The organism is Gemmobacter aquarius (genome assembly GCF_003060865.1).
In the GTDB taxonomy this organism is placed as follows: Bacteria; Pseudomonadota; Alphaproteobacteria; order Rhodobacterales; family Rhodobacteraceae; genus Paragemmobacter; species Paragemmobacter aquarius.
In genome coordinates this window covers 1,522,562-1,544,379 of sequence record NZ_CP028918.1, presented here as the reverse complement: position 1 = coordinate 1,544,379, position 21,818 = coordinate 1,522,562, and the positions used below count along the sequence as shown (strand labels likewise).

Annotated in this window: 18 protein-coding genes; 13 read left to right on the top strand and 5 right to left on the bottom strand. The window is 63.2% G+C overall.

The features are described 5' to 3' along the window. From gpt to trpE, 4 genes are all read left to right on the top strand, one after another. Nucleotides 1–507, top strand: a complete 507-nt coding sequence (gene gpt / locus HYN69_RS07380) for a xanthine phosphoribosyltransferase (protein ID WP_108435180.1) — start codon at nt 1–3, stop codon at nt 505–507. 257 nt (nt 508–764) lie between these two features. After that, complete coding sequence (locus HYN69_RS07375) at nt 765–1,943, top strand: aminotransferase (RefSeq protein WP_108435179.1); 1,179 nt, start codon at nt 765–767, stop codon at nt 1,941–1,943. Nucleotides 1,944–2,016: 73 nt separating this feature from the next. After that, a complete protein-coding gene (locus tag HYN69_RS07370; protein WP_108435178.1) occupies nt 2,017–3,885 on the top strand; it encodes a peptidylprolyl isomerase in 1,869 nt (622 codons plus the stop codon). Nucleotides 3,886–3,893: 8 nt separating this feature from the next. Next, a complete protein-coding gene (gene trpE / locus HYN69_RS07365; RefSeq protein WP_108435177.1) occupies nt 3,894–5,402 on the top strand; it encodes an anthranilate synthase component I in 1,509 nt (502 codons plus the stop codon). A 21-nt stretch (nt 5,403–5,423) separates the two neighbouring features. On the opposite strand, the gene HYN69_RS07360 is transcribed toward trpE, so the two are convergent. After that, entirely contained in the window at nt 5,424–6,812 is a 1,389-nt protein-coding gene (locus HYN69_RS07360) for a divergent polysaccharide deacetylase family protein (protein ID WP_159082396.1), read from the bottom strand. Between the two features lie 132 nt (nt 6,813–6,944). Here HYN69_RS07360 and HYN69_RS07355 point away from each other — a divergent pair, with 132 nt between their 5' ends. The 6 genes from HYN69_RS07355 to lexA all read left to right on the top strand — a co-directional run bounded on the left by HYN69_RS07355 (nt 6,945) and on the right by lexA (nt 11,805). Then, nucleotides 6,945–7,538: an anthranilate synthase component II gene (locus tag HYN69_RS07355; RefSeq protein WP_108435175.1), complete on the top strand. Its 594-nt coding sequence runs from the start codon at nt 6,945–6,947 to the stop codon at nt 7,536–7,538. Beyond that, nucleotides 7,535–8,551, top strand: coding sequence for an anthranilate phosphoribosyltransferase (trpD, locus tag HYN69_RS07350; RefSeq protein ID WP_108435174.1), 1,017 nt, complete (start codon nt 7,535–7,537; stop codon nt 8,549–8,551). Before HYN69_RS07355 ends, trpD begins: the two co-directional genes overlap by 4 nt. A 36-nt stretch (nt 8,552–8,587) precedes the next feature. Continuing rightward, nucleotides 8,588–9,400, top strand: a complete 813-nt coding sequence (trpC, locus tag HYN69_RS07345) for an indole-3-glycerol phosphate synthase TrpC (RefSeq protein WP_108435173.1) — start codon at nt 8,588–8,590, stop codon at nt 9,398–9,400. Beyond that, complete coding sequence (gene moaC, locus HYN69_RS07340) at nt 9,397–9,870, top strand: cyclic pyranopterin monophosphate synthase MoaC (RefSeq protein WP_108435172.1); 474 nt, start codon at nt 9,397–9,399, stop codon at nt 9,868–9,870. Before trpC ends, moaC begins: the two co-directional genes overlap by 4 nt. After that, the gene (locus HYN69_RS07335; protein ID WP_108435171.1) at nt 9,867–11,033 is read left to right on the top strand and encodes a molybdopterin molybdotransferase MoeA; all 1,167 of its coding nucleotides are present in this window, start codon (nt 9,867–9,869) and stop codon (nt 11,031–11,033) included. Before moaC ends, HYN69_RS07335 begins: the two co-directional genes overlap by 4 nt. Before the next feature lie 82 nt (nt 11,034–11,115). Next, nucleotides 11,116–11,805: a transcriptional repressor LexA gene (gene lexA / locus HYN69_RS07330; protein WP_108435170.1), complete on the top strand. Its 690-nt coding sequence runs from the start codon at nt 11,116–11,118 to the stop codon at nt 11,803–11,805. Here lexA and HYN69_RS07325 read toward each other — a convergent pair. Further along, entirely contained in the window at nt 11,799–13,724 is a 1,926-nt protein-coding gene (locus HYN69_RS07325; protein ID WP_230426521.1) for a ComEC/Rec2 family competence protein, read from the bottom strand. The genes lexA and HYN69_RS07325 overlap by 7 nt on opposite strands. Nucleotides 13,725–13,892: 168 nt before the next feature. Here HYN69_RS07325 and gltX point away from each other — a divergent pair, with 168 nt between their 5' ends. Both gltX and HYN69_RS07315 read left to right on the top strand, forming a co-directional pair. Further along, nucleotides 13,893–15,308: a glutamate--tRNA ligase gene (gene gltX, locus HYN69_RS07320; protein ID WP_108435168.1), complete on the top strand. Its 1,416-nt coding sequence runs from the start codon at nt 13,893–13,895 to the stop codon at nt 15,306–15,308. Nucleotides 15,309–15,388: 80 nt separating this feature from the next. Next, nucleotides 15,389–16,684, top strand: a complete 1,296-nt coding sequence (locus HYN69_RS07315) for a citrate synthase (RefSeq protein WP_108435167.1) — start codon at nt 15,389–15,391, stop codon at nt 16,682–16,684. 74 nt (nt 16,685–16,758) lie between these two features. Here HYN69_RS07315 and aguB read toward each other — a convergent pair whose 3' ends face one another. The 3 genes from aguB to HYN69_RS07300 all read right to left on the bottom strand — a co-directional run bounded on the left by aguB (nt 16,759) and on the right by HYN69_RS07300 (nt 21,151). After that, the gene (gene aguB / locus HYN69_RS07310; protein WP_230426520.1) at nt 16,759–17,643 is read right to left on the bottom strand and encodes an N-carbamoylputrescine amidase; all 885 of its coding nucleotides are present in this window, start codon (nt 17,641–17,643) and stop codon (nt 16,759–16,761) included. Then, nucleotides 17,640–19,913, bottom strand: coding sequence for a xanthine dehydrogenase family protein molybdopterin-binding subunit (locus tag HYN69_RS07305; RefSeq protein WP_108435166.1), 2,274 nt, complete (start codon nt 19,911–19,913; stop codon nt 17,640–17,642). The genes aguB and HYN69_RS07305 overlap by 4 nt, the downstream gene beginning before the upstream one ends. Before the next feature lie 92 nt (nt 19,914–20,005). After that, a complete protein-coding gene (locus tag HYN69_RS07300; protein ID WP_108435165.1) occupies nt 20,006–21,151 on the bottom strand; it encodes a type III PLP-dependent enzyme in 1,146 nt (381 codons plus the stop codon). A 216-nt stretch (nt 21,152–21,367) separates the two neighbouring features. Here HYN69_RS07300 and HYN69_RS07295 point away from each other — a divergent pair, with 216 nt between their 5' ends. Continuing rightward, a complete protein-coding gene (locus tag HYN69_RS07295; RefSeq protein ID WP_108435164.1) occupies nt 21,368–21,799 on the top strand; it encodes an Lrp/AsnC family transcriptional regulator in 432 nt (143 codons plus the stop codon). Nucleotides 21,800–21,818 lie beyond the last annotated feature (19 nt).

The following is a 21,818-nucleotide window of genomic DNA, read 5'->3' as shown; positions in this document are numbered from 1 at the left end:
ATGAATGACCGCCTTCCGCACGAAAAAGGCTTCCACGTCAGCTGGGATCAACTCCACCGCGACGCCCGTGCGCTGGCATGGCGCCTCGACGGCAAAGGCCCCGGCGAGAACGGCGCGTGGAAGGCCGTCGTCGGCATCACGCGCGGCGGTCTGGTCCCCGCCATGATCGTCAGCCGCGAACTCGACATCCGCGTGGTCGATACGATCAGCGTCAAATCCTACAACCACCAGACCCAGACCGAATCCCGCGTGACCAAATCCCCGCAGGAAGACCTGATGGGCGATGGCACCGGCATCCTGATCGTCGACGATCTGGTCGATTCCGGCAAAACCCTCGAACTCGTCCGCCGCCTCTACCCCAAGGCGCAGTTCGCCACCGTCTACGCCAAACCCCACGGCAAGCCGCAGGTCGACACCTACGTGACCGAGGTCAGCCAGGACACCTGGATCTTCTTTCCGTGGGACATGGCACTGCAATACGTCCAGCCCTTCCGCGGCACCGATTGACGCGGCTGTCGCCCGGCAAAGCGTGAACAAGGCATAAATCCCGCGTGCCAGATGCGTGCATCGCCTGTGCACGCGTTCTGCATCGGCCTCGCCGTTTCGCCGAGTGACCTACCGGCACGGGCGAAACGGGCAATAGATGAACGCATCTTAACGCTTTTGCACTTCGCGTCTGCATCGCTTGTGCATCCCCGTTGCTTCCCCTTGCGCTCGGTATCGCCAACCGCTCTATTCACAATGAATTGCCGACGGAGACCCCGATGACCCTGCTCTTGAACCCCGCCATGGCCGCCACCGATCCGCCCCCGGTGATGGAGGCGCGGCGCTGGTTGCAGGGCGCGGTTTTCCCCGCTGACCGCCCGCTGATCAACGTAAGCCAGGCCGCTCCGGTCGACCCCCCGCCGCTCGGCCTGCGGCAGGCGCTGGCCGAAGCGGCGCTGACGAATGATGCGGCGCACCTCTACGGCCCCGTCCTGGGGCTGCCCGAACTCCGCGCCGAAATCGCCGCGCAATGGACCGACTCCTACGGGGGCACAGTGCGCGAAGATCAGGTCGCAATCACCCAAGGTTGCAATCAGGCATTCACCGCAATCACCGCCACGCTGGCGGGAAACGGGGATGAAGTAATCCTTCCAACCCCTTGGTATTTCAATCATAAAATGTGGCTCGACATGGCAGGCGTCACCGCCGTGCCGCTGCCGGCAGGCGTAGGCCTGATCCCCGAAGCCGATGCCGCAGCCCGCCTGATCACGCCCAAAACCCGCGCGATCGTGCTGGTCAGCCCCAACAATCCGGGCGGTTCCGAATACCCCGCCGAAACCCTTGCCGCCTTCCGCGACCTCTGCCGCGCCAAGGGCATCGCGCTGATCGTGGATGAAACCTACCGCGATTTCGACAGCCGCACAGGTCGCCCGCATGACCTTTTTGCCGACCCAGACTGGGACGACACGCTGATCCAGCTCTATTCGTTTTCAAAGGCTTACAGGCTGACAGGCCACCGCGTCGGCGCAGTTGTGGCCAGCCCGGCCCGTCTGGCCGAGGTCGAGAAATTCCTCGACTGCGTCGCCATCTGCCCCAGCCAGCTCGGCCAGATCGGCGCGCTCTGGGGCATGCAGAACCTTGGCAAATGGGTCGCTGGTGAGCGGGTCGAAATCTTGAACCGTCGCACCGCGATGGTCGGCGGTTTCGCCGCCCTGCCGGACTGGAAGCTATTGGGATGTGGCGCTTATTTCGCCTATGTCGAACACCCCTACCCGATGGATTCCGACGCCTTGGCCAAGCGTCTGGTGCATGATGCCTCGCTCCTCATGCTGCCCGGCACCATGTTCCAACCGCACGGTAACCCCGACGGCAAGCGCCAGTTGCGTATCGCCTTCGCCAACGTCGACGGCGCCGGAATAGCCGAGATGTTCCGCCGCCTCGCCTCGGTCCGGCTCTAGCCCGCTTGCCCCCTGCGCCCTGACCGCATAGACAGGCGACCACAACAGTTCAGCGCGGTCAAAAGGCGTGACGATGGCAAAGCAAGACAGCACCGATACCCCCAAGAAGCGCAAGACCGGCTCGACGCTGGTATGGGGCCTTCTGGTCCTGATCATGCTTGGCCTCGGCGGGTTCGGCGTCACCAACTTCGGCGGCGGCATCACCAGCATCGGCCGCGTCGGCGACCGCGAGATCGACGTGAACGAATACTCCCGCGCGCTGCGCCAGCAGGTCGACCAGATGTCGCAGCAATTCGGCATGCGATTGACGCTGGAACAGGCCCGCGCCTTCGGACTCGACCAGCAGGTGCTGCGCGGCCTTGTTTCAAAGGCCGCACTCGACAACGAAACCGCCCGGATCGGCATCTCGGCCGGCGACGCCACCCTTGCCGCCGAAATCCAGAAGATGGACGCCTTCAAGGGCACATCGGGCGCCTTCGACCGCGAAACCTACCGCTTCGCGCTGGAACGCAACAACCTGACCGAAGCCAAGTTCGAAGAAGGCATGCGCGCCGACATCGCCCGTTCCGTCTTGCAAGGCGCCATAGTGGGCGGTTTCACCGCACCTGCCGCCTACACCGACACCCTCGCCGCGTGGCAGGGCGAGACGCGCTCCTTTTCGGTTCTGCCCCTGTCCGAGGCCGATCTTGCCGCACCGCTTGCAGCCCCCACCGATGCAGAGCTTCAGGCCGTCTATGACGCGCAGATCGCAACCTTCACCAGGCCCGAAGCCAAGCGCATCACCTATGCAGCCCTTCACCCCGAAACGTTGGCCCCCACGATGCCAGTCGACGACGCCGCGGTTAAAGCGGCTTATGACGCCCGGATCGCGGAATTCATGGTGCCAGAACGCCGTCTGGTCGAACGCCTCGTTTACCCGACCGAGGATGAGGCGAAAGCCGCCAAGGCCCGTCTTGATGCAGGAGAGGCGACATTTGAACAACTGGTCGGGGAACGCAAACTCGCCCTGACCGACATCGACCTTGGCGATGTCAGCCGCGACGATCTCGGGGCCGCCGCCGATGCTGTCTTCGCGCTGACCGAACCGGGCGTTGCAGGCCCCGTCGCCACCGATTTCGGCCCCGCCCTGTTTCGTATGAACGCGGTCATGGCAGCGCAGGAAACCACCTTCGATCAGGCCAAGGACGACCTCAAGGCGGAATTGCAACTCGTCGCCGCCCGTACCGCCGTCTCGGACGAGTTCGAGCAGATCAACGACATCCTCGCCTCTGGCGCAGATCTGGAAGACGCCGCCAAGGAAGCGGGAATGGAGCTTGCGACACTCGATTATTCGGCCGAAACCCCCTCCGAAGGCATCACCGCTTTCCAAGGCTTCCGCACCGCAGCCGATGCCCTGCAAGAGGGTGATTTCCCCGAAGCGGTCGAGTTGGACGATGGTACCATTGTCGCCTTGCGGCTCGATGAAACCGTGCCGCCAACCCCCATTCCCTTTGCCGATGCGAAAGCGCAGGTGACAGAGGCGTGGAAAAAGGACGCGCTGGCCAAGGCACTTGCGGCCCGTGCGGCCGAGATCAGGACCGCGGTCCAAGGCGGCGCATCGCTCGGCAGCTTCGGCATCGTGTCGGCCAGCCGCAACATGACGCGCGACGGCACGCTTGAAGGTTTGCCGCCCGACGTTCTGAAAGCGGCGTTCGGCATGAAATCGGGCGACATGCAGGTGCTGGCGCTTGACGGATTCGTCGGCCTCGTACGCCTTGACGAGGTAACGCCCGCCACCACCACGGGCGAGGATGCGGCCGCGCTGCATGACAGCATCGCCATCCGCGCACGCCGCGACATCGCCGAGGACGCATTCACCCTATTCTCGGATGCTCTCGGGCTCGAAGCGGGGATCGAACTCGACCAGACCGCGATCAATGCGATCAACGCCCAGATGCAGTAAGGCCCGAAATGAAACTCAGCCCAGGTTTTGACGCGTTCGAACGCGGCTGGAACGCCGGCCACAATCAGGTCGTCCATGCACGCCTCGCGGCCGATCTCGACACGCCGGTGTCCTTGATGCTGAAACTGGCCGAAGCCCGGACCGACACGTTCATGCTGGAAAGCGTGACAGGCGGCGAGGTTCGGGGACGTTATTCGGTCGTGGGCATGAAGCCCGATCTGATCTGGCAATGCCATGGCACCCAAAGCCGCATAAACCGCGAAGCCCGCTTCGATCCGGCGGCCTTTGTCTCGCTCGATGGCGCGCCGCTCGATACGCTGCGGGCGCTGATTGCGGAAAGCCGGATCGACCTGCCCGATGGCCTGCCGCCCATCGCGGCGGGCCTGTTCGGCTATCTCGGCTACGACATGATCCGGCTGGTCGAGAACCTGCCCGACGTGAACCCCGATCCGCTGGGCCTTCCCGATGCGGTGCTGATGCGCCCCTCGGTCGTGGCCGTGCTTGACGGCGTCAAGGGAGAGGTCACGCTCGTCGCCCCCGCCTGGACCGCATCGGGCCTGACCGCCCGCGCAGCCTATGCCCAAGCCGCCGAGCGTGTGATGGACGCGCTGCGCGACCTTGACCGCGCACCACCGGCACAGCGTGATCTGGGCGAGGCACGGCCCGTGGGCGAAGCGCAGTCGAATTTCACGCATGACGGCTACAAGGCCGCCGTCGAAAAGGCCAAGGATTATATCCGCGCGGGCGACATCTTTCAGGTCGTTCCCAGCCAGCGTTGGGCGCAGCGATTCGAGCTGCCGCCCTTTGCACTGTACCGCTCGCTTCGTCGCACCAACCCTTCGCCCTTCATGTTCTTCTTCAACTTCGGCGGCTTTCAGGTCATCGGCGCCAGCCCCGAAATCCTTGTCCGTCTGCGCGACGGCGAGGTGACGGTGCGCCCCATTGCCGGAACCCGCAAACGCGGCGCAACGGCGGAAGAGGACAAGGCGCTAGAGCTTGATCTTCTGGCCGACCAGAAGGAACTGGCCGAGCATCTGATGCTGCTCGATCTGGGGCGCAACGATGTGGGACGGGTCGCAAAACTCGGCACCGTGCGTCCGACCGAACAGTTCATCATCGAACGCTACAGCCATGTGATGCATATCGTGTCGAACGTCGTGGGCGAAATCGCTGACGGCGAAGATGCGCTATCGGCACTGTTGGCGGGCCTGCCTGCCGGCACGGTTTCGGGTGCGCCAAAGGTGCGCGCGATGGAGATCATCGACGAGCTGGAACCCGAAAAGCGCGGCATCTATGGCGGGGGCTTGGGCTATTTCGCAGCGAATGGGGAAATGGATTTCTGCATCGCGTTGCGAACGGCCGTGCTCAAGGACGAGACGCTTTATATTCAGGCGGGCGGCGGCGTTGTCTATGACAGCGACCCCGAGGCCGAATATCAGGAAACCGTCAACAAATCCCGCGCCCTGCGCCGCGCGGCGGAAGACGCAGGCATGTTCGCCCGACGCTCGAACGGCTAAGGCACCGACAACCGGCAACGCTCAGTTTTCCTTACGCAGCACCGCGCTGATCGGGGCCAGCGCAACGGAAGCGGCGCGCCCTTCGACGTTCCACTGCAGAATCGCGGCAATCGTATCGGGGCGCGTGCTGCCCAGCACCACGACCGACCCTTCCTGCGCCGCACGGAAGGCCGCACGGTCCAGATAACGGCGGATCACGGGCACCGATTCACCCGCAGCGTCAAGCATCCTGAAGGCGGTCGCTTGTGGTACACCCTCGCGGCGCGCGGCCTGATCGACGGCGTTCAAACCGCGTTCCATCGTCAGGATACCCCTGCCCTGTGCCACGAGAATCGGCGCCACCGCAGCCGCCAAAGCGCGGTTGTCTTCTTCCAGTCCCGCAGCGCCCAGAACGGCAACCGCCTCGGGCACCGCGATGTCCATCGCCTGATAGCTCTGCTCGATATCCGCCGGCTTTGCCCCCTTGGGCACACCGGTCGTCTGGATCATCACCTCTTGCCCCGCGTTCCGGTAGACTGCGGCAATCGCTGCGACATCCGGCAAAAGCGGATCGACGACAAAGGTAACCGGGAATGGCAGCGCTGCAAGCGTCTCGCGGTCGAGGTCCGGCGCACCGTCATCGATCAGAACCAGCGCAAACAGGGGCTTTCCATCCGCATTGTCGAAAGGACGCGAGAAGAGATCAAGCGGAGTGGTCGCAGCGGGCAGTGCCACAACCTCCTCGGTCCCATCACCGATGCGGGGAAGCGCATCTGCGGTCGGGGGTTGCTGACGCTCGGTCAACGGTCGGCTGTCGGGTACGATCAAACTTGGCGCTTCTGGCAATGTCGGCACCGGGTCGAGCGCAATGATCGCGGCCCCGCCGGTTGCGGCAGGCGGCTCTGGCAGTTCCGGCGCTTTTTCGAGCAAAGGTTCAGACGGCGCATCGGCGATGACGGGCGGCGGTTCGACCGTTTCGGGCGCGCTGTCACCCGACAAAGGCGGAACCGACGGCAAAGGAAGGATACTCGGCAGATCGCCGGTCTGTGGCACGGGCGCCTCGGGGGCAGTCAAGGACACGTCAGGCGTCGCCACACGGTCAGGGGCAACATCCTGCGCCACCAGGGGCGGTTCGGCGACACTATCGCCCGCCGGTGCAGGCTCCGCGTCCGGCGATTGAATCGCAGTTTCCGGCAGGGCATCGGGCAGGGCGTCATTCACGGCATCGGGCAGGCCACCCGGATCTTCGGCAATCGCCACCGCAGGCGGTTCGCCGACGATCACCGGTGCATCCTGCACTTGCGGTGCGGAAGTGGCCGCGACCTCCGGCTCTACCGGACGAGGCAAAGGCGCCACCTGCGATATCACCGCAAGGCCTGCGCCCGCGACAATGCCACCCCAGACCAACCCTGTCCCAAACCCACGGATCACGCCGTTCCCCCGTCTTGCCAGCCCTATTCGCCGTCTTGGGCGGCTTCGTCACCTTGACGCCCCGCCTTAGCTCTGCCCATGTATAGCCCGACCCGTTCCAGGCTTCACCCCCAATCCGGCAAGGCCCGCAAGATGCTGCTCCTGATCGATAACTACGACAGTTTCACCTACAATCTCGTGCATTATCTGGGCGAGTTGGGGGCCGATATCGTCGTAAAGCGCAACGATGCGCTAGACGTGCAGGCGCTCATGGCAATGAAACCGCAGGCAATCGTGCTATCGCCAGGCCCATGCGACCCTGCGCAGGCCGGGATTTGCCTGCCTCTGACACTCGCTGCATACGAAGCGCGAATCCCCCTTCTGGGCGTTTGCCTCGGGCATCAGACCATCGGGCAGGCTTTTGGCGGAGATGTCGTGCGCTGCCATGAAATCGTGCATGGCAAGATGGGCACCATGCACCACACAGGCAAAGGCGTGTTCCGCGACCTGCCCTCGCCGTTTCAGGCCACGCGCTACCATTCGCTGATCGTGGACCGCGCCACCCTGCCCGATTGCCTCGAAGTGACGGCATGGCTTGACGATGGCACGATCATGGGCCTGCGCCACAAGACCGCGCTGATCGAAGGGGTGCAGTTTCATCCGGAAAGCATCGCTTCGGAACACGGGCATCAATTGCTGCGGAACTTCCTGACCGAGGCAGGCGCACTTCAAGGGGTGCCCGCATGAGCGATGTGCTGCGCCCGCTGATTGGCCTTGCCGCCGAACGCCCGCTGACCCGTGCCGAGGCCGAGCGCGCCTTTGAAGCCTTGTTTAACGGCGAGGGCACGCCCGCGCAGATGGGCGGGTTCCTCATGGCCTTGCGAACGCGGGGCGAGACGGTCGACGAATACACCGCCGCCGCCAGCGTCATGCGGTCCAAATGCCACAAGGTTACAGCCCCTGCCGGGGCGATGGACATCGTCGGCACCGGAGGCGACGGCAAGGGTACGCTGAACATCTCGACAGCAACCGCCTTTGTCGTGGCGGCCTGCGGTGTGGCCGTGGCCAAGCACGGCAACCGCAACCTGTCGTCCAAATCCGGCTCGGCCGATGCGCTGACGGAAATGGGGCTGAACGTGATGATCGGCCCCGAACTGGTCGAGCGTTGTCTGGCCGAAGTCGGGATCGGCTTCATGATGGCGCCGATGCACCATCCCGCCATGCGCCATGTCGGCCCCGTTCGCGCCGAACTTGGCACGCGCACCATCTTCAACATCCTTGGCCCGCTGACCAACCCCGCAGGGGCGACACGGCAACTGACCGGCACGTTTTCAGACCGGTTGATCCGGCCCATGGCCGAAACGCTGCTGAAACTCGGCTCGGAAAAGGCTTGGCTGGTGCATGGCGGGGATGGCACCGACGAAATCTCCATCGCCGCCCGCACCAAGGTCTGCGCGGTCGAGGGAGGATTCATCAAGGAATTCGAGATCGGCCCCGAAGATGCTGGCCTTCCCTATCACCCGTTCGAATCCATCCTCGGCGGCACGCCAGCCGAAAACGCCGTGGCCTTCCGCGCCCTGCTTGACGGTGCAACCGGGGCCTACCGCGACGCCGTGCTGCTGAACGCCGCGGCGGCGCTGGTCGTGGCAGAAAAGACCAAATCGCTGACCGAAGGCGTTGAACTCGCCCGTCATGCCATCGACTCCAAGGCGGCCCAGGCCAAAGTCGCGGCCCTTGCGCGTATCACGCAAACGGCCTGAACCCTCACATAACGCCGAATGGCCGGATAGACACCAATGCCCACGATTCTGGACCGCATCAAATCCTACAAGCTGGAAGAAGTCGCGACCCGCAAGGCGCAACGCTCGGTGCAGGACCTCGAGGAAGCCGCGAACGCCGCTCCTGCGCCCCGCGGGTTCGCGCGCGCCCTGCACGAGGCCAGCACCACCGGCTACGGGCTGATCGCCGAGGTCAAGAAAGCCTCGCCCTCCAAAGGCCTGATCCGGCCCGATTTCGACCCGCCAGCCATCGCCCGCGCCTACGAGGCAGGCGGGGCGACCTGTCTTTCCGTGCTGACGGACGGACCTTCGTTTCAGGGCGCCGACGAATTCCTGACCCAGTGCAGCGAGGCGACGGCCCTGCCCTGCCTGCGAAAGGATTTCATCTACGATCCCTACCAGATCGTCGAGGCGCGGGGCCTGCACGCCGATTGCATCCTGCTGATCATGGCCTCACTTTCCGACGCGCAAGCGGCAGAGTTGGAAGCCGTGGCGCTGGAGTGGAAGATGGATGTCCTGATCGAGGTGCACGACCGCGCCGAACTCGACCGTGCAGCCAAGCTGAAAAGCGAGTTGATCGGCATCAACAACCGCAACCTTCACACGTTTGAAGTGACGCTCGAGACGACCCGCGATTTGGCCCGCCGCGTACCCGAAGACCGCATGATCGTCTCCGAAAGCGGCCTTTACACACCCGCGGACCTTGCCGATATGGCCCGTTACGGCGCCCGCTGCTTCCTGATCGGGGAAAGCCTGATGCGGCAAAAGGATGTCGAAGCGGCAACCCGCACGATCCTGTCTGCTCCGCTGAAATCCCAAGGTGGCATATGAGCCTGACGCATTTCGACGAACAGGGTCACGCGCATATGGTCGATGTGTCGGGCAAGCCGGTGACCGACCGCGTCGCCGTGGCGCGGGGATCGGTCGTGATGTCGCCGGAAACGCTGGCGATGATAACCGAAGGTCGCGCGAAAAAGGGTGACGTTCTGGCTGTGGCACGGCTGGCCGGGATCATGGCGGCAAAGAAAACCGCCGATCTCATCCCGCTCTGCCATCCGCTGCCCATCACCAAGGTTGCGCTGGACCTGACGCCTGACGCATCGCTTCCCGGCATCGTGGTGGAAGCGACTGTAAAGACCGGAGGGCAGACCGGCGTCGAGATGGAAGCTTTGACCGCCGTTTCGGTCGCCTGCCTGACGATCTACGACATGGTCAAAGCTGTCGAGAAATCGATGCGGATCGAAGGCATCCGGCTGGTGCTGAAAGATGGCGGCAAATCAGGCCGTTACGAGGCGACATGATCACCGTGGACGAAGCGCTTTCGCGCTGTTTCGCACTGGTTCCGGTCTTGCCGCCCGAGGTTGTGTCACTGCGTCACGCGGCAGGTCGGGCGATGCCGCAAGCCGCCACGGCGCGGCGCGACCAACCGCCCTTTGCGGCCTCGGCTATGGATGGCTATGCGGTTCAGGGCGATGCGGTGGCTGGCGACCGCTTTACCGTGATCGGCGAGGCCGGAGCGGGCCATGCATTCGCTGGCGCAGTCGGGCCGCGTCAGACGGTACGGATCTTCACCGGCGCACCCGTGCCACAGGGCGCCACCCGCGTGATCATCCAGGAAGACGTCGCCCGATCGGGCGCGACCATCACCGTGAACCCGAATGCCGACAGCGGCACCAACATCCGCCCCGCCGGACAGGATTTTCGGGCCGGTGACACCCTGTCGCCCCGCCTGTTGCGGCCAAACGACCTGGCACTTCTGGCCGCGATGAACATCGCCGCAGTGCCTGTCACCCGCCGCCCCGTCGTGGCCCTGATCGCCACCGGAGATGAGTTGGTGATGCCCGGCGAGGAACCGCGCCCTGACCAGATCATCGCCTCGAACACCTTTGCCCTTGCCGCCATGGTCGAAGCGGCCGGGGGCGAGGCGCGGATTTTGCCGATCGCCCGCGACACCGAGGCCGAACTTTTCACCGTGCTCTCGATGACCGAAGCTTGCGACCTCATCGTTACCATCGGTGGAGCATCGGTCGGCGACCATGATCTTGTCGGCCGCGTCGCAGAAAGCATGGGGCTCGAGCGGGCTTTCTACAAGATCGCCATGCGGCCCGGAAAGCCGCTGATGGCAGGGCGCTTGCGCGGTGTGCCGATGTTGGGCCTGCCCGGCAATCCGGTATCGTCCATCGTCTGCGGCCATCTTTTCCTTTTGCCGATGCTGCGCGCGATGCTCGGCCTTGGTCAAACCCCACCCGAAACGCGGCGCGCGGTGCTGGCGGTTGGCGTTCCGGCAAACGGTCCGCGCACCCATTACATGCGCGCGCGCCTCGCAGGCGACCGGATCACTCCATTCGAACGACAGGACTCGGCCCTTATCACCATCCTGACCGAGGCGGACGCTCTTCTGGTCCGGCCCGCATCCGACGGTGCGGTTCCGGCAGGTTCCGAGGTCGCGTTTATCCCGCTGTGATCGGCACAGGCCGCTTGCGGCTTGACACAAAACAAGAACGCTGGCAGAACATAGCGAAAACATCCTGAACAGGGGCGGCCCCATGTTGACGCGCAAACAGCTTGAACTGCTCGATTTCATCAAGACGCGGATGGATCGCGACGGTGTCCCGCCCTCGTTCGACGAGATGAAAGAAGCGTTGGACCTGAAATCCAAATCGGGCATCCACCGCCTGATCACCGCGTTGGAAGAGCGTGGCTTTATCCGCAGGCTGGCCCATCGCGCCCGCGCTCTGGAAATCGTCAAACTGCCCGAAGCGATGGAAAAACCGGGCTTTACCCCGCGCGTCATCGCAGGCTCGAAGGTTGATGCACCAAAGGCGGCCTTGCCGGTTCAGGCCTTGGTCGATGCGATGGAACTGCCGGTCATGGGCCGGATCGCTGCCGGTGTTCCGATCGAAGCGATTGCCGAGGTCTCGCACCACATCGCAGTGCCCGGATCGATGCTGTCGGGCCGTGGTCATCATTATGCGCTTGAAGTCAAAGGTGACTCGATGATCGAGGCGGGGATCAACGATGGCGACATCGTCGTGATCCGGGAACAGTCGACCGCGGACAATGGCGACATCGTAGTCGCACTCGTCGAAGAGCAGGAAGCAACGCTCAAGCGCTTTCGTCGCAAGGGCGGGATGATCGCGCTGGAAGCGGCAAACCCCGCCTACGAGACGCGGCTTTTTCCCGACCATGCCGTGCGCGTTCAAGGGCGGCTTGTCGGGTTGATCCGCACTTACTGAGGCGTCGACCAGATTCGTTGCGCCGACTTTGTTGGAACGACGCGAAGATCATCATAGATCGCCAAGGCCCCGCTTTTGGCCAATAGGGCGCTATCCACGATCAGGCAGCCAGTGCCGCGGGCCTCATTTGTTGTGATGACGACCTCGGCCAGTCGGCAGACATCCAAACCACCGACCTCAGCCTTGGTCGCAAGAAACAGGCCGCTCTTGCCGCCGATTTCAAACCTTTGTCCCAAAGCGTCATCCACGAATCCCGATCGTCCGGCAGCCTGTTCCTGCACTCCAAGATCACCGTCATTCTCGAGCCAAGTCCGCGCAGCGAAACCGCCGCCCTTGGGCTTCGAAATGGCCCTGCCCTCTGGCCCGAGCAGACCGATCAGTTTGCCATCGGATGCCACCAGAAGAGCGGGGCGTTCGGCTTCGACCCAGAAAAACACCCCCAAGGCGGCAACCGCTACTCCGGCAATCCGGCCGTATCCGCGCCACAGGACGGCCCAAAGCAAACCAAGCGTAACGACCGGCAGCACGAACCACGGCGGAGCGGCAATCCCCGTCACCGCGCCTTCAATATTTGCGATGCGATGTGCGACATAAAGAATCCACTCTGCCCCGCGACCCATCACCCAAAGTGCGGGGTCGGCAAGGCCGAACGGAGCAAGCAGTGCAGCCATGGCCCCCGCCGGCATGACCACGGCACCCATGACCGGAACCGTCAAAAGGTTGGCCAGAAAGCCGTAATCGGTAAAGCGGTTGAAGTGCGCGCCGGCATAGGGCGCGGTTGCCAGACCGCCGATCAGCGACGAGGCGACCAGAACCAGCGCGGCGCGTTTGATCCTCGACAGACCCGCTGGCAGACGGGCATTGATCGCCTCGAACCCGGCAATAAGGGCAACGGTCGCGGCAAAGCTCATCTGGAAACCGGGGCTCAATAGCGCCTCGGGTTGCCAAAGAAGCAGGATCAGACCCGCCAGCGACACCGCACGCAGCGTCAGGGCCCGCCGGTCGAGAAGCACCGCGCCAAGCGTGACCACGACCATGACAAAGGCACGCTCGGTGGCGACATTCGACCCCGAAAGCATCAGGTAAAAGCCCGCCACGCCCAATGAAGCCACAGCCGCCAGTTTGCGCGTATCCACCCTCAGCGCGACAAAGGGGACAAGCGAAAGCCCGTATCGCAAAAGGGAAAAGACGAAGCCGATCAGAAAGGCAAGGTTCATCCCCGAGATCGCCAAAAGATGCGCTAGGCTCGAATCGCGCAGGGCCTGCACCGAAGCGAGCGACAGACCCGACCTGTCGCCCGTCATGGCACCTGCCGCAAAGGCCCCTGCATCACCGGGAACTCTGGCTTGTATCCCCGCTGTCAGCCGGTCGCGCAGTTGTCCGATCCATTGCTCGCCCGGTTCCGGTTCCTGCCACAACAGCACAGGCGTCCGGGTGTAACCGACCGCGCCCAGCCCTTCGAAAAACGCCATCTGCCTGAAATCGAAGCTATTCGGCTCGACCGGTCCTTCCGGTGCGGACAGCATTGCCGTCAAGATCACCGTCTGTCCGGGCGAAGGCCGCAGCCAGCGTTGATCGCCATGCAGCGACACCCTCACACGGTGCGGCGTGCGTTCGGGGGCGACACGGTCCAGTTGCACCCGGTCAAGCGTGATACGCAAAGCGTCCGATTGCGATCGGTCCACCTCGATCACGCGGCCGGTGACGGGGCCGTAGTAGCGGAAATCGAGCATCGGCCCCTGAACCAGATGCACCCTGAGGCCTGCCGCAAGAAAACCGCACAGGACGGCGGCGACCAAGATCGCAGGGGCGTGCCACAGATCGAGGCGGGCAAGTCCGGCCATGACAAGAACGCCAAGGGCACAGAGCGCGTAAAGCGGAATGCCCGGCTCGAAGTTCAGGGCGAACCAAAGGCCCACGCCGCAGCCGACGCCGACCGGGACAAACGGGAAAAGCCGCCCCCGTGCCGCCAGCAGCCGTTCCAGTGGCCATAAGACCCAAGCCCTGCCCACCTTGTTTTGCGCCCCGCGATTGCCTAGACAGGCGCGATCCTATTCCGGTCATGGTTTCCGAAAGGTTAATCCCACATGTGCGCCGCCGAGGCCAAACCCGTCGTCACCCGCTTTGCGCCCTCGCCCACCGGCTACCTGCATATCGGCGGCGGACGGACCGCGCTGTTCAACTGGCTTTACGCCCGTGGCCGTGGTGGCAAGTTCCTGCTGCGGATCGAGGATACCGACCGTGAACGGTCGACCCCCGAGGCGACCGAGGCGATCTTGCAAGGCTTGCGCTGGCTTGGCCTCGACTGGGATGGCGAGGCGGTAAGCCAGTTCGAGCAAAAGGACCGGCACGCCGAGGTCGCGCATCAGATGCTCGCACGTGGCACGGCCTACAAATGCTTTTCCACGCAGGAAGACATCGCCACCTTTCGCGCCGCGCAGGAAGCGGCGGGCGCAAGCTATGCGGTGTTCCAAAGCCCGTGGCGCGACGCCGATCCGGCCAGTTATCCCGATCTTCCTTACGTCATCCGCATGAAAGCGCCGCGAGACGGCGAAACGGTGATTGACGATCAGGTGCAGGGCCGTGTGGTGATCCAGAACGCAACGCTCGACGACATGATCGTGCTGCGCTCGGATGGAACGCCGACCTATATGCTGGCCGTGGTGGTCGATGACCATGACATGGGCGTGACCCATGTGATCCGCGGCGACGACCACCTGAACAACGCGGCACGCCAGCAGATGGTCTATGATGCGATGGGTTGGGACATTCCGGTCTGGGCGCATATACCGCTTATTCATGGACCCGATGGCAAAAAGCTGTCCAAGCGCCATGGCGCGACAGCGGTCGGGGATTATCAGGTGCAGGGCTATCCGGCTGCGGGGATGCGGAATTACCTCACGCGGCTTGGTTGGGCGCATGGCAATGACGAATTTTTCACCAGCCAGCAGGCGATGGAATGGTTTGATTTGGGGGGAATCGGACGTTCTCCGGCGCGGCTCGATTTCAAGAAACTGGAAAACCTGTGCGGGCAACATATCGCCGCCGCAGAGGATGCTGCACTGCTGCATGAAATCGAGGCTTTTCTGGCCGCCGCGCACATGGAGCTGTTGACGGATGCACAGCGCGACCTGCTGTCACGTGCCATGTACTGCGTGAAAGACCGCGCCAAGACTTTTCTGGAACTTATTGAAAAGGCTAGGTTTGCGCTGGTTTCGAGGCCTGTTTCAGCCGATGCCGCAGCAGAGGCTGCGCTGGATACGGTATCCCGTGGTATACTGAAAACATTGACGCCGCGCCTGCAAACTGTTAGCTGGACGAAAGAGGAACTCGAGCCGATCCTGACCGAAATAGCCGCGGCCCACGGCATCGGTTTCGGGAAACTCGCCGCCCCTCTGCGGGCCGCCCTTGCCGGTCGGACTGCGACACCTAGCGTTTACGACATGATGCTTGTCATCGGTCGGGACGAAACGATTTCGCGGCTAAAGGATGCCGCCGGCTGACCGGCATCCGTCTTGCAGTCGCACCGCTGCCAACGCCGCGCCGGTCTGCTCTGGCCACGGCACTATAGGGGAATTGAGAGATGGCTGACGCCAAAAGAACCGCAACGCTGACTTTGGACGGAAAGTCCTATGACCTGCCGGTCCATTCGCCCACCCTCGGCCCCGATGTGCTGGATATCCGCAAGCTTTACGCCGAAGCCGATGTTTTCACCTTTGACCCCGGCTTTACCTCGACCGCCGCTTGCGAAAGCGCGATCACCTATATCGATGGTGACAAGGGCGAATTGTTGCATCGTGGCTATCCGATCGAGCAGTTGGCGGCGCAGTCGTCCTATCTCGAACTGTGCTATCTTCTCCTTTACGGAGAGTTGCCGAACAGCGCGCAACTGTCCGATTTCAAGGGTCGCGTGACACGCCACACGATGGTGCATGAACAGATGCACAACTTTTTCCGTGGCTTCCGCCGTGACAGCCACCCGATGGCGACGATGGTTGGCGTGGTCGGTGCGATGTCGGCCTTCTACCATGACAGCCTGGACATCAACGACCCGTGGCAGCGCGAGGTAGCGGCGATCCGGATGGTGGCAAAACTGCCGACCATCGCGGCGATGGCCTACAAATATTCGGTCGGCCAGCCCTTCGTTTACCCGAAGAACGCGCTTAGCTACGCGGGCAACTTCCTGCATATGTGCTTTGCGGTTCCGGCCGAGGATTATGTGGTCAACCCGGTGCTGGAAAAGGCCATGGACCGGATCATGATGCTTCATGCCGACCACGAACAGAACGCATCGACCAGCACGGTGCGTCTGGCCGGATCGTCGGGTGCCAATCCCTTTGCCTGTATCGCGGCTGGTATCGCCTGCCTTTGGGGGCCGGCGCATGGCGGGGCCAATCAGGCTTGCCTCGAAATGCTCAAGGAAATCGGCACGGTTGACCGGATCCCGGAATTTGTCGCCAAGGCCAAGGACAAGAATTCGGGCTTCCGGCTGATGGGCTTTGGCCACCGCGTCTACAAGAACTTCGACCCGCGCGCGACTGTGATGAAGGAAAGCGCCGACGAGGTGCTGGACCTCTTGGGCGTGCACGACAACCCGCTGTTGCAGGTTGCCAAGGAATTGGAGCGGATTGCGCTGTCGGATGAATATTTCATCTCGAAGAAGCTGTATCCGAACGTCGATTTCTATTCGGGCATCATTCTGGAAGCGATGGGTTTCCCGACCTCGATGTTCACCCCGATCTTCGCGATTTCGCGCACCGTGGGCTGGATTGCCCAATGGAAAGAGATGATCGGCGAGACGAACCAGAAGATCGGCCGTCCGCGTCAGCTTTACGTGGGCGAAACGCAGCGCGATTACGTGGATATCTCGCAGCGCTGAGGGCAAAGGTTGCGCCTTGACGGCGCAGCTTTGCAATCTGCCAAAAACGGCGGCCTTGCGGGGCCGCCGTTCTGCTATCGGGTCACCGCACCGTCGAGTGTGGTGACCGCTCCATAAAGATCGATCCGGCGGTCGCGGAACAGGCCCCAGCTGCGCCGCAACTGCGCGATGGCAGCAAGGTCGAGCGTGGCGGTCAGAACCTCCTCGTCGGTCCGGCTGGCCTTTGCCAGCAGTTGGCCGCTGTGGTCGGCGATGAAGGACGAGCCGTAGAAGGTAACCGCGGTGCCTTCGGGTGCCGTTTCCGTGCCGATCCGGTTGGACGCGATAACCGGCATGATATTGGCGGCGGCGTGGCCGCGCATGACCATTTCCCAATGCGGCTGGCTGTCATAGCCGGGCGCGGGCGGTTCCGACCCGATGGCAGTGGGATAAAGCAGCATCTCGGCCCCCGCCAAGGCCATGGCGCGGGCGGCTTCGGGGAACCATTGGTCCCAGCAGATGCCGACGCCAATCTTGCCCACGGCGGTGTTCCAGACACGAAAGCCGGTATCGCCGGGCGAGAAGTAGAATTTCTCCTCATATCCCGGCCCTTGCGGGATGTGGCTTTTGCGGTAGCGGCCCAGAACCGTGCCATCGGCGTCGATCATTGCGACCGAATTGTAATGCGCCTGACCGGCCTTCTCGAACAGCGAGAGTGGCAGGACCACGCCGAGCTCTTTGGCCAAGGCCGAGAAGCGGGTGATGAGCGGGTGATTTTCGAACGGCAGGGCCAGGTCGAAATACTCGGGGCGCTGGGTGATGCAAAAGTAGGGCGCTGCAAAAAGCTCTTGGATCAGAACCACTTGCGCGCCGTTCTTTGCGGCCTTGCGGATCAGGTGTTCAGCCTTGTCGGCGTTTTCGGGCAAATCCCATGTGCAGGCGAATTGCGTGGCGGCAACGGTAACCTCGCGCATGGTCATGCCCTCGCCTCTTGCAGCCAGGTCCATATCCGCAAGGGGGTAAAGGGCATGTCGACCCGTTCGACGCCCCGCCCGGCAAGCGCATCGCGCACCGCGTTCGAGATTGCGCCGAGCGCGCCCACCGTGCCCGCCTCGCCGCAGCCCTTCATGCCCAGCGGGTTCATGATCGAAGGGGTGGGTTCGCTGGTAAAGGCCATGAAGGGCAAGTCGGAGGCACGGGGCATGGCGTAATCCATGAAGCTGGCGGTTAAAAGTTGGCCGGTGTCATCATAAACACCGTTTTCGGTGACAGCTTGGCCGAACCCTTGGGCCACCCCGCCGTGGACTTGGCCGATAGCAAGGGTGGGTTGGATCAGCGTGCCGAAATCATCGACCACGGTGTAACGGTCAAGCGTCAGCGCGCCGGTTTCGGGGTCGATCTCGACCTCGGCCAGATGCGCGCCGTTCGGAAAGGAGCGGCCATCGAGTTTGATGGTGGCGGATTGGTCGCACAATTCGGCGCGGCCCTTTTGGCGGGCGTGATCGGCGGCCTCGGCCAAGGTGAGGCGCAGGTTGCTTCCCGGCGCGCCAAAGACCGTGCCGTCGAAGGCAACGCCCTCGACTTGCTGGGTTTCTTCGAGGAAGGCGCTGAAACGGGCGACCACCTGCAGGACAGTGCCACGGATCGCGGTGCCCTGCACGGTGACAGACCGCGACCCACCGGTGCCGCCGCCCTTGGCGATGCGGTCGCTGTCGCCTTGGACGATGCGGACCAGTGCTTCGTCGATGCCGGTCTGGTCGGCGACCATACGGGCATAGACCGTTTCATGCCCCTGCCCGTTCGACTGCGTTCCGACGTAAAGCGTGGCGCCCCCGTCTTCATCCAGCACCAGACGCGCGGTTTCATGCGCATCGCCGAGGATGGATTCGATATAGGTGGCAAGGCCAAGACCGCGCAGCAAACCCTTGCCTTCGCTTGTCTTTCTGCGCCCTGCAAATCCTGCGACATCGGCTTCGGTCTTGGCGCGATCCAGCACGCGGTCGAAATCGCCCACGTCGATCAATTCCCCCGTCGCCGAGCGATAGGGAAAGCTGCAGATAAAGTTGCGCTGCCGCAGGTCGAACGGGTCGACCCCGAGTTGCCGCGCGGCCTGATCCATGGCGCGTTCGATGGTCAGAATCGCCTCGGGCCGTCCCGCGCCACGATAGGCATCGACGGGGGCGGTGTTGGTGTAAACCCCCACCGCGTTCAGCCATGCGAGGGGGATATCGTAAACCCCTGTTAACACTTTTGCGAAAAGTTCGGATTGGATCGCTTGGGCGTAGCCGGAATTGTAAGCGCCGAGGTTCGAGACGAGACGCACACGATAGGCAGTAATCTTTAACGCATCGTCAAAGGCGAGTTCGGCCGTGGCGATCAGGTCGCGTCCGGCGTTGTCGGTCAGCATCGCCTCGGTGCGTTCGGACATCCAGCGCACGGGTCGGCCCAGCATGCGGGCGGCCTGCGCGATGCAGGCATATTCGGGGTAGACAAAGGATTTCATGCCAAACCCGCCGCCCACATCGGGGTTGGTGACGCGCACGGCATCGCGCGGCAGGCCGAGGGTGCGGGCAAGCTCTTTCTTCTGGCCCCATACCCCCTGCCCGTTCACGCAAAGATGGATGCGGTCCCCGCTCCATTCGGCCCAAGCGCCGCGCGGTTCCAGCGAATTGGCGATGACCCGGTTATGGACCACTTCGGTCGTCACGACATGGGCGGCGGCGGCAAAGGCGGCTTCGGTTTCGGCCTCTTGCCCCAAGCCCCAATCAAAGGCGATGTTGCCCGGTGCTTCGGGGTGGATGGCAGGTCCGCCCGGCACAAGCGAGACCGTCACGGGCAGGTCGCGTGACGAGATGTCGATAAGCTCGGCGGCATCACGGGCGGCGGCGATGCTGTCGGCTACGATCATGGCCACGGCTTCGCCGACAAAGCGGACCCGCCCGTTCGCCAGCACGGGGCGCCGGGGCGCGGCGCCTTCGCTGCCATCGCGGTTTGTGACGGTTTCGAATTCCATGCCGATCTTGACGCCAGCGGCGATAAGATCGGGGGCAGCAAGGACGAGATGGATGCCGGGCGCTGCGCGCGCGGCGGAAAGGTCAACCGCGGAGATATCGGCATGGGCCACATCGGCGCGGACGAAATATGCGTAAAGCGCATCTTCGGGCGCGATATCATCGACATAACCGCCCGTTCCGGTGAGAAAACGCAGATCCTCGCGGCGGCGGAGCGGTTGGGCGGAGCCGAATTTCATCGCATGTTCCCTGTGCTTTGCCTGCGAAAAACTACGCCCCCGGCAGGGAATGTCCAGCCGGGGGCGCAAAGTAATTGGACGCTTTGGTCAGGTCAGACGCGCAGCGACAGAACCGTGGCCATTTGCAGTTCGCCAAAACCGTTGAAGCGGCTGTTGGTGACCACCGAATAGGCACCCATGCCTTGGACGATGACGAAATCGCCTTCGCTGATGTCGGCAGGCAGCATCACATCCCCGGGCAGACGGTCGACCGAGTCGCAGGTGGGACCAAAGACGATGCGGCCTTGCAGCGGGCCGATGCGGCGGTCTCCTTCCGACGACAGCACTTCCATCCGGTCGATCACGCCGATCAACGGCAGTTCGGTGAGCGAGCCGTAGACGCCATCGTTCAGGAACACATGCGTGTCGTCACGCACCGCCTTGACGCGGGCGGCGAGGGTGAACGCATCACCGCACAGGGCGCGACCGGGTTCGCAGATCAGAAGCGGGCGGTCTGCACCGAAGGCTTCGGTGGTCACGCGGTCGATCAGTTGGAAGGTCGCTTCGATTTGAGGCGACACGGCGTTCAGGCGGTGCGACGGGAACCCGCCGCCGACGTTAAGCCGTGCGATGGTCACGCCCGCCTGGTTTGCGATGTCGGCTGCGGCGCGGATATAGGTCTCCCACGCGGCGGGGTCGGTGCATTGCGTGCCGGGGTGGAAGGCGATCGAGGGGATGAAGCCGGCCTTGGCGACGGTCTTCAAAAGCTCGACGGCAAGCTCCACGGTCGCGCCGAATTTCGCGCCGAAGTTATAGGCAGCCCCCGAAACCGGCAGCTTGAAGCGCACGGTGATTTCGGTATCGGCTGCCGGGACGAGTTCGATCAGCTTTTGCAATTCCGAAGCGGAATCAATCGAGTAGGACTTTACGCCCTTGGCGACAGCATGCAAAATCTCGGCCCGTGCGCGGACGGGGTTGTTGTAATGGATCGCGGCATCGGGCGCCAAGCGACGGATCAGGTCGATCTCGAAACCCGAAGCGCAGTCGTAGCCGCGCACGCCGGCGGCTGCCAGGTTTTCGATCACTTCCTCACCGGGGTTCGACTTCACGGCATAGGTGACCATGCCGGGGAAGCCGTCGATGAAGCGGCGGGCTGCGGCCTGCAGCGCCGAAGGCGAGAAAAACAGCACCGGATTCTCCGGCTGCTGGTTGCGGAGAAATTCGGTCGGATTGGTCCAGATCGTTTTGGACAGTCCCATCGGCGTGATCCTTTCTGCCAACAAGAAGCAAGCCCTCCCCCGTTGCTTATGACGGGACGGCAGCACCTGCGTGGTTTTTTCCAACCAGGCCAGGTGCGTATGAGCCGCCCTTTTCCTGCAACGTAGGATGGTGCATATGCGCTACAACTTCACCGGACAAAACTGTATAAATGAAGCGAATGATCGTTATAATGACGAAAAGATCGGGCAAAATGCATGGATGAACTGGATCGCAACATTCTGGGGCTTCTCGGGGCCGATGCCCGTATGTCGGTGGCGACGCTGGCGCGGCGACTAAAGGTTGCGCGTTCGACCATCCAAGCGCGGCTGGAGCGGCTGGAAACCAGCGGAATCATAGCCGGTTACACGCTGAAACTTGGTGAATCGGCCAAACAGGGGCGGCTTAGGGCGTCTGTGTTGCTGTCGATCGAGCCCCGGGCGCAGGCGGGTGTGCTGCAGCGGCTGAAGTCGATTTCCGAGGTGGAGAAGGTCTTTACCACCAGTGGCCGATTCGACCTGCTTATGCAGATTGCCTGCGCCAATACGCAGGTGCTGGATCAGGTGCTTGACCAGATCGGACAGATGACGGGGGTGAAGTCGTCCGAAAGCCTGATCCATCTGAGCACACGGATCGACCGCGCCGTTTAGGGCAAAGGCGATGCACAAG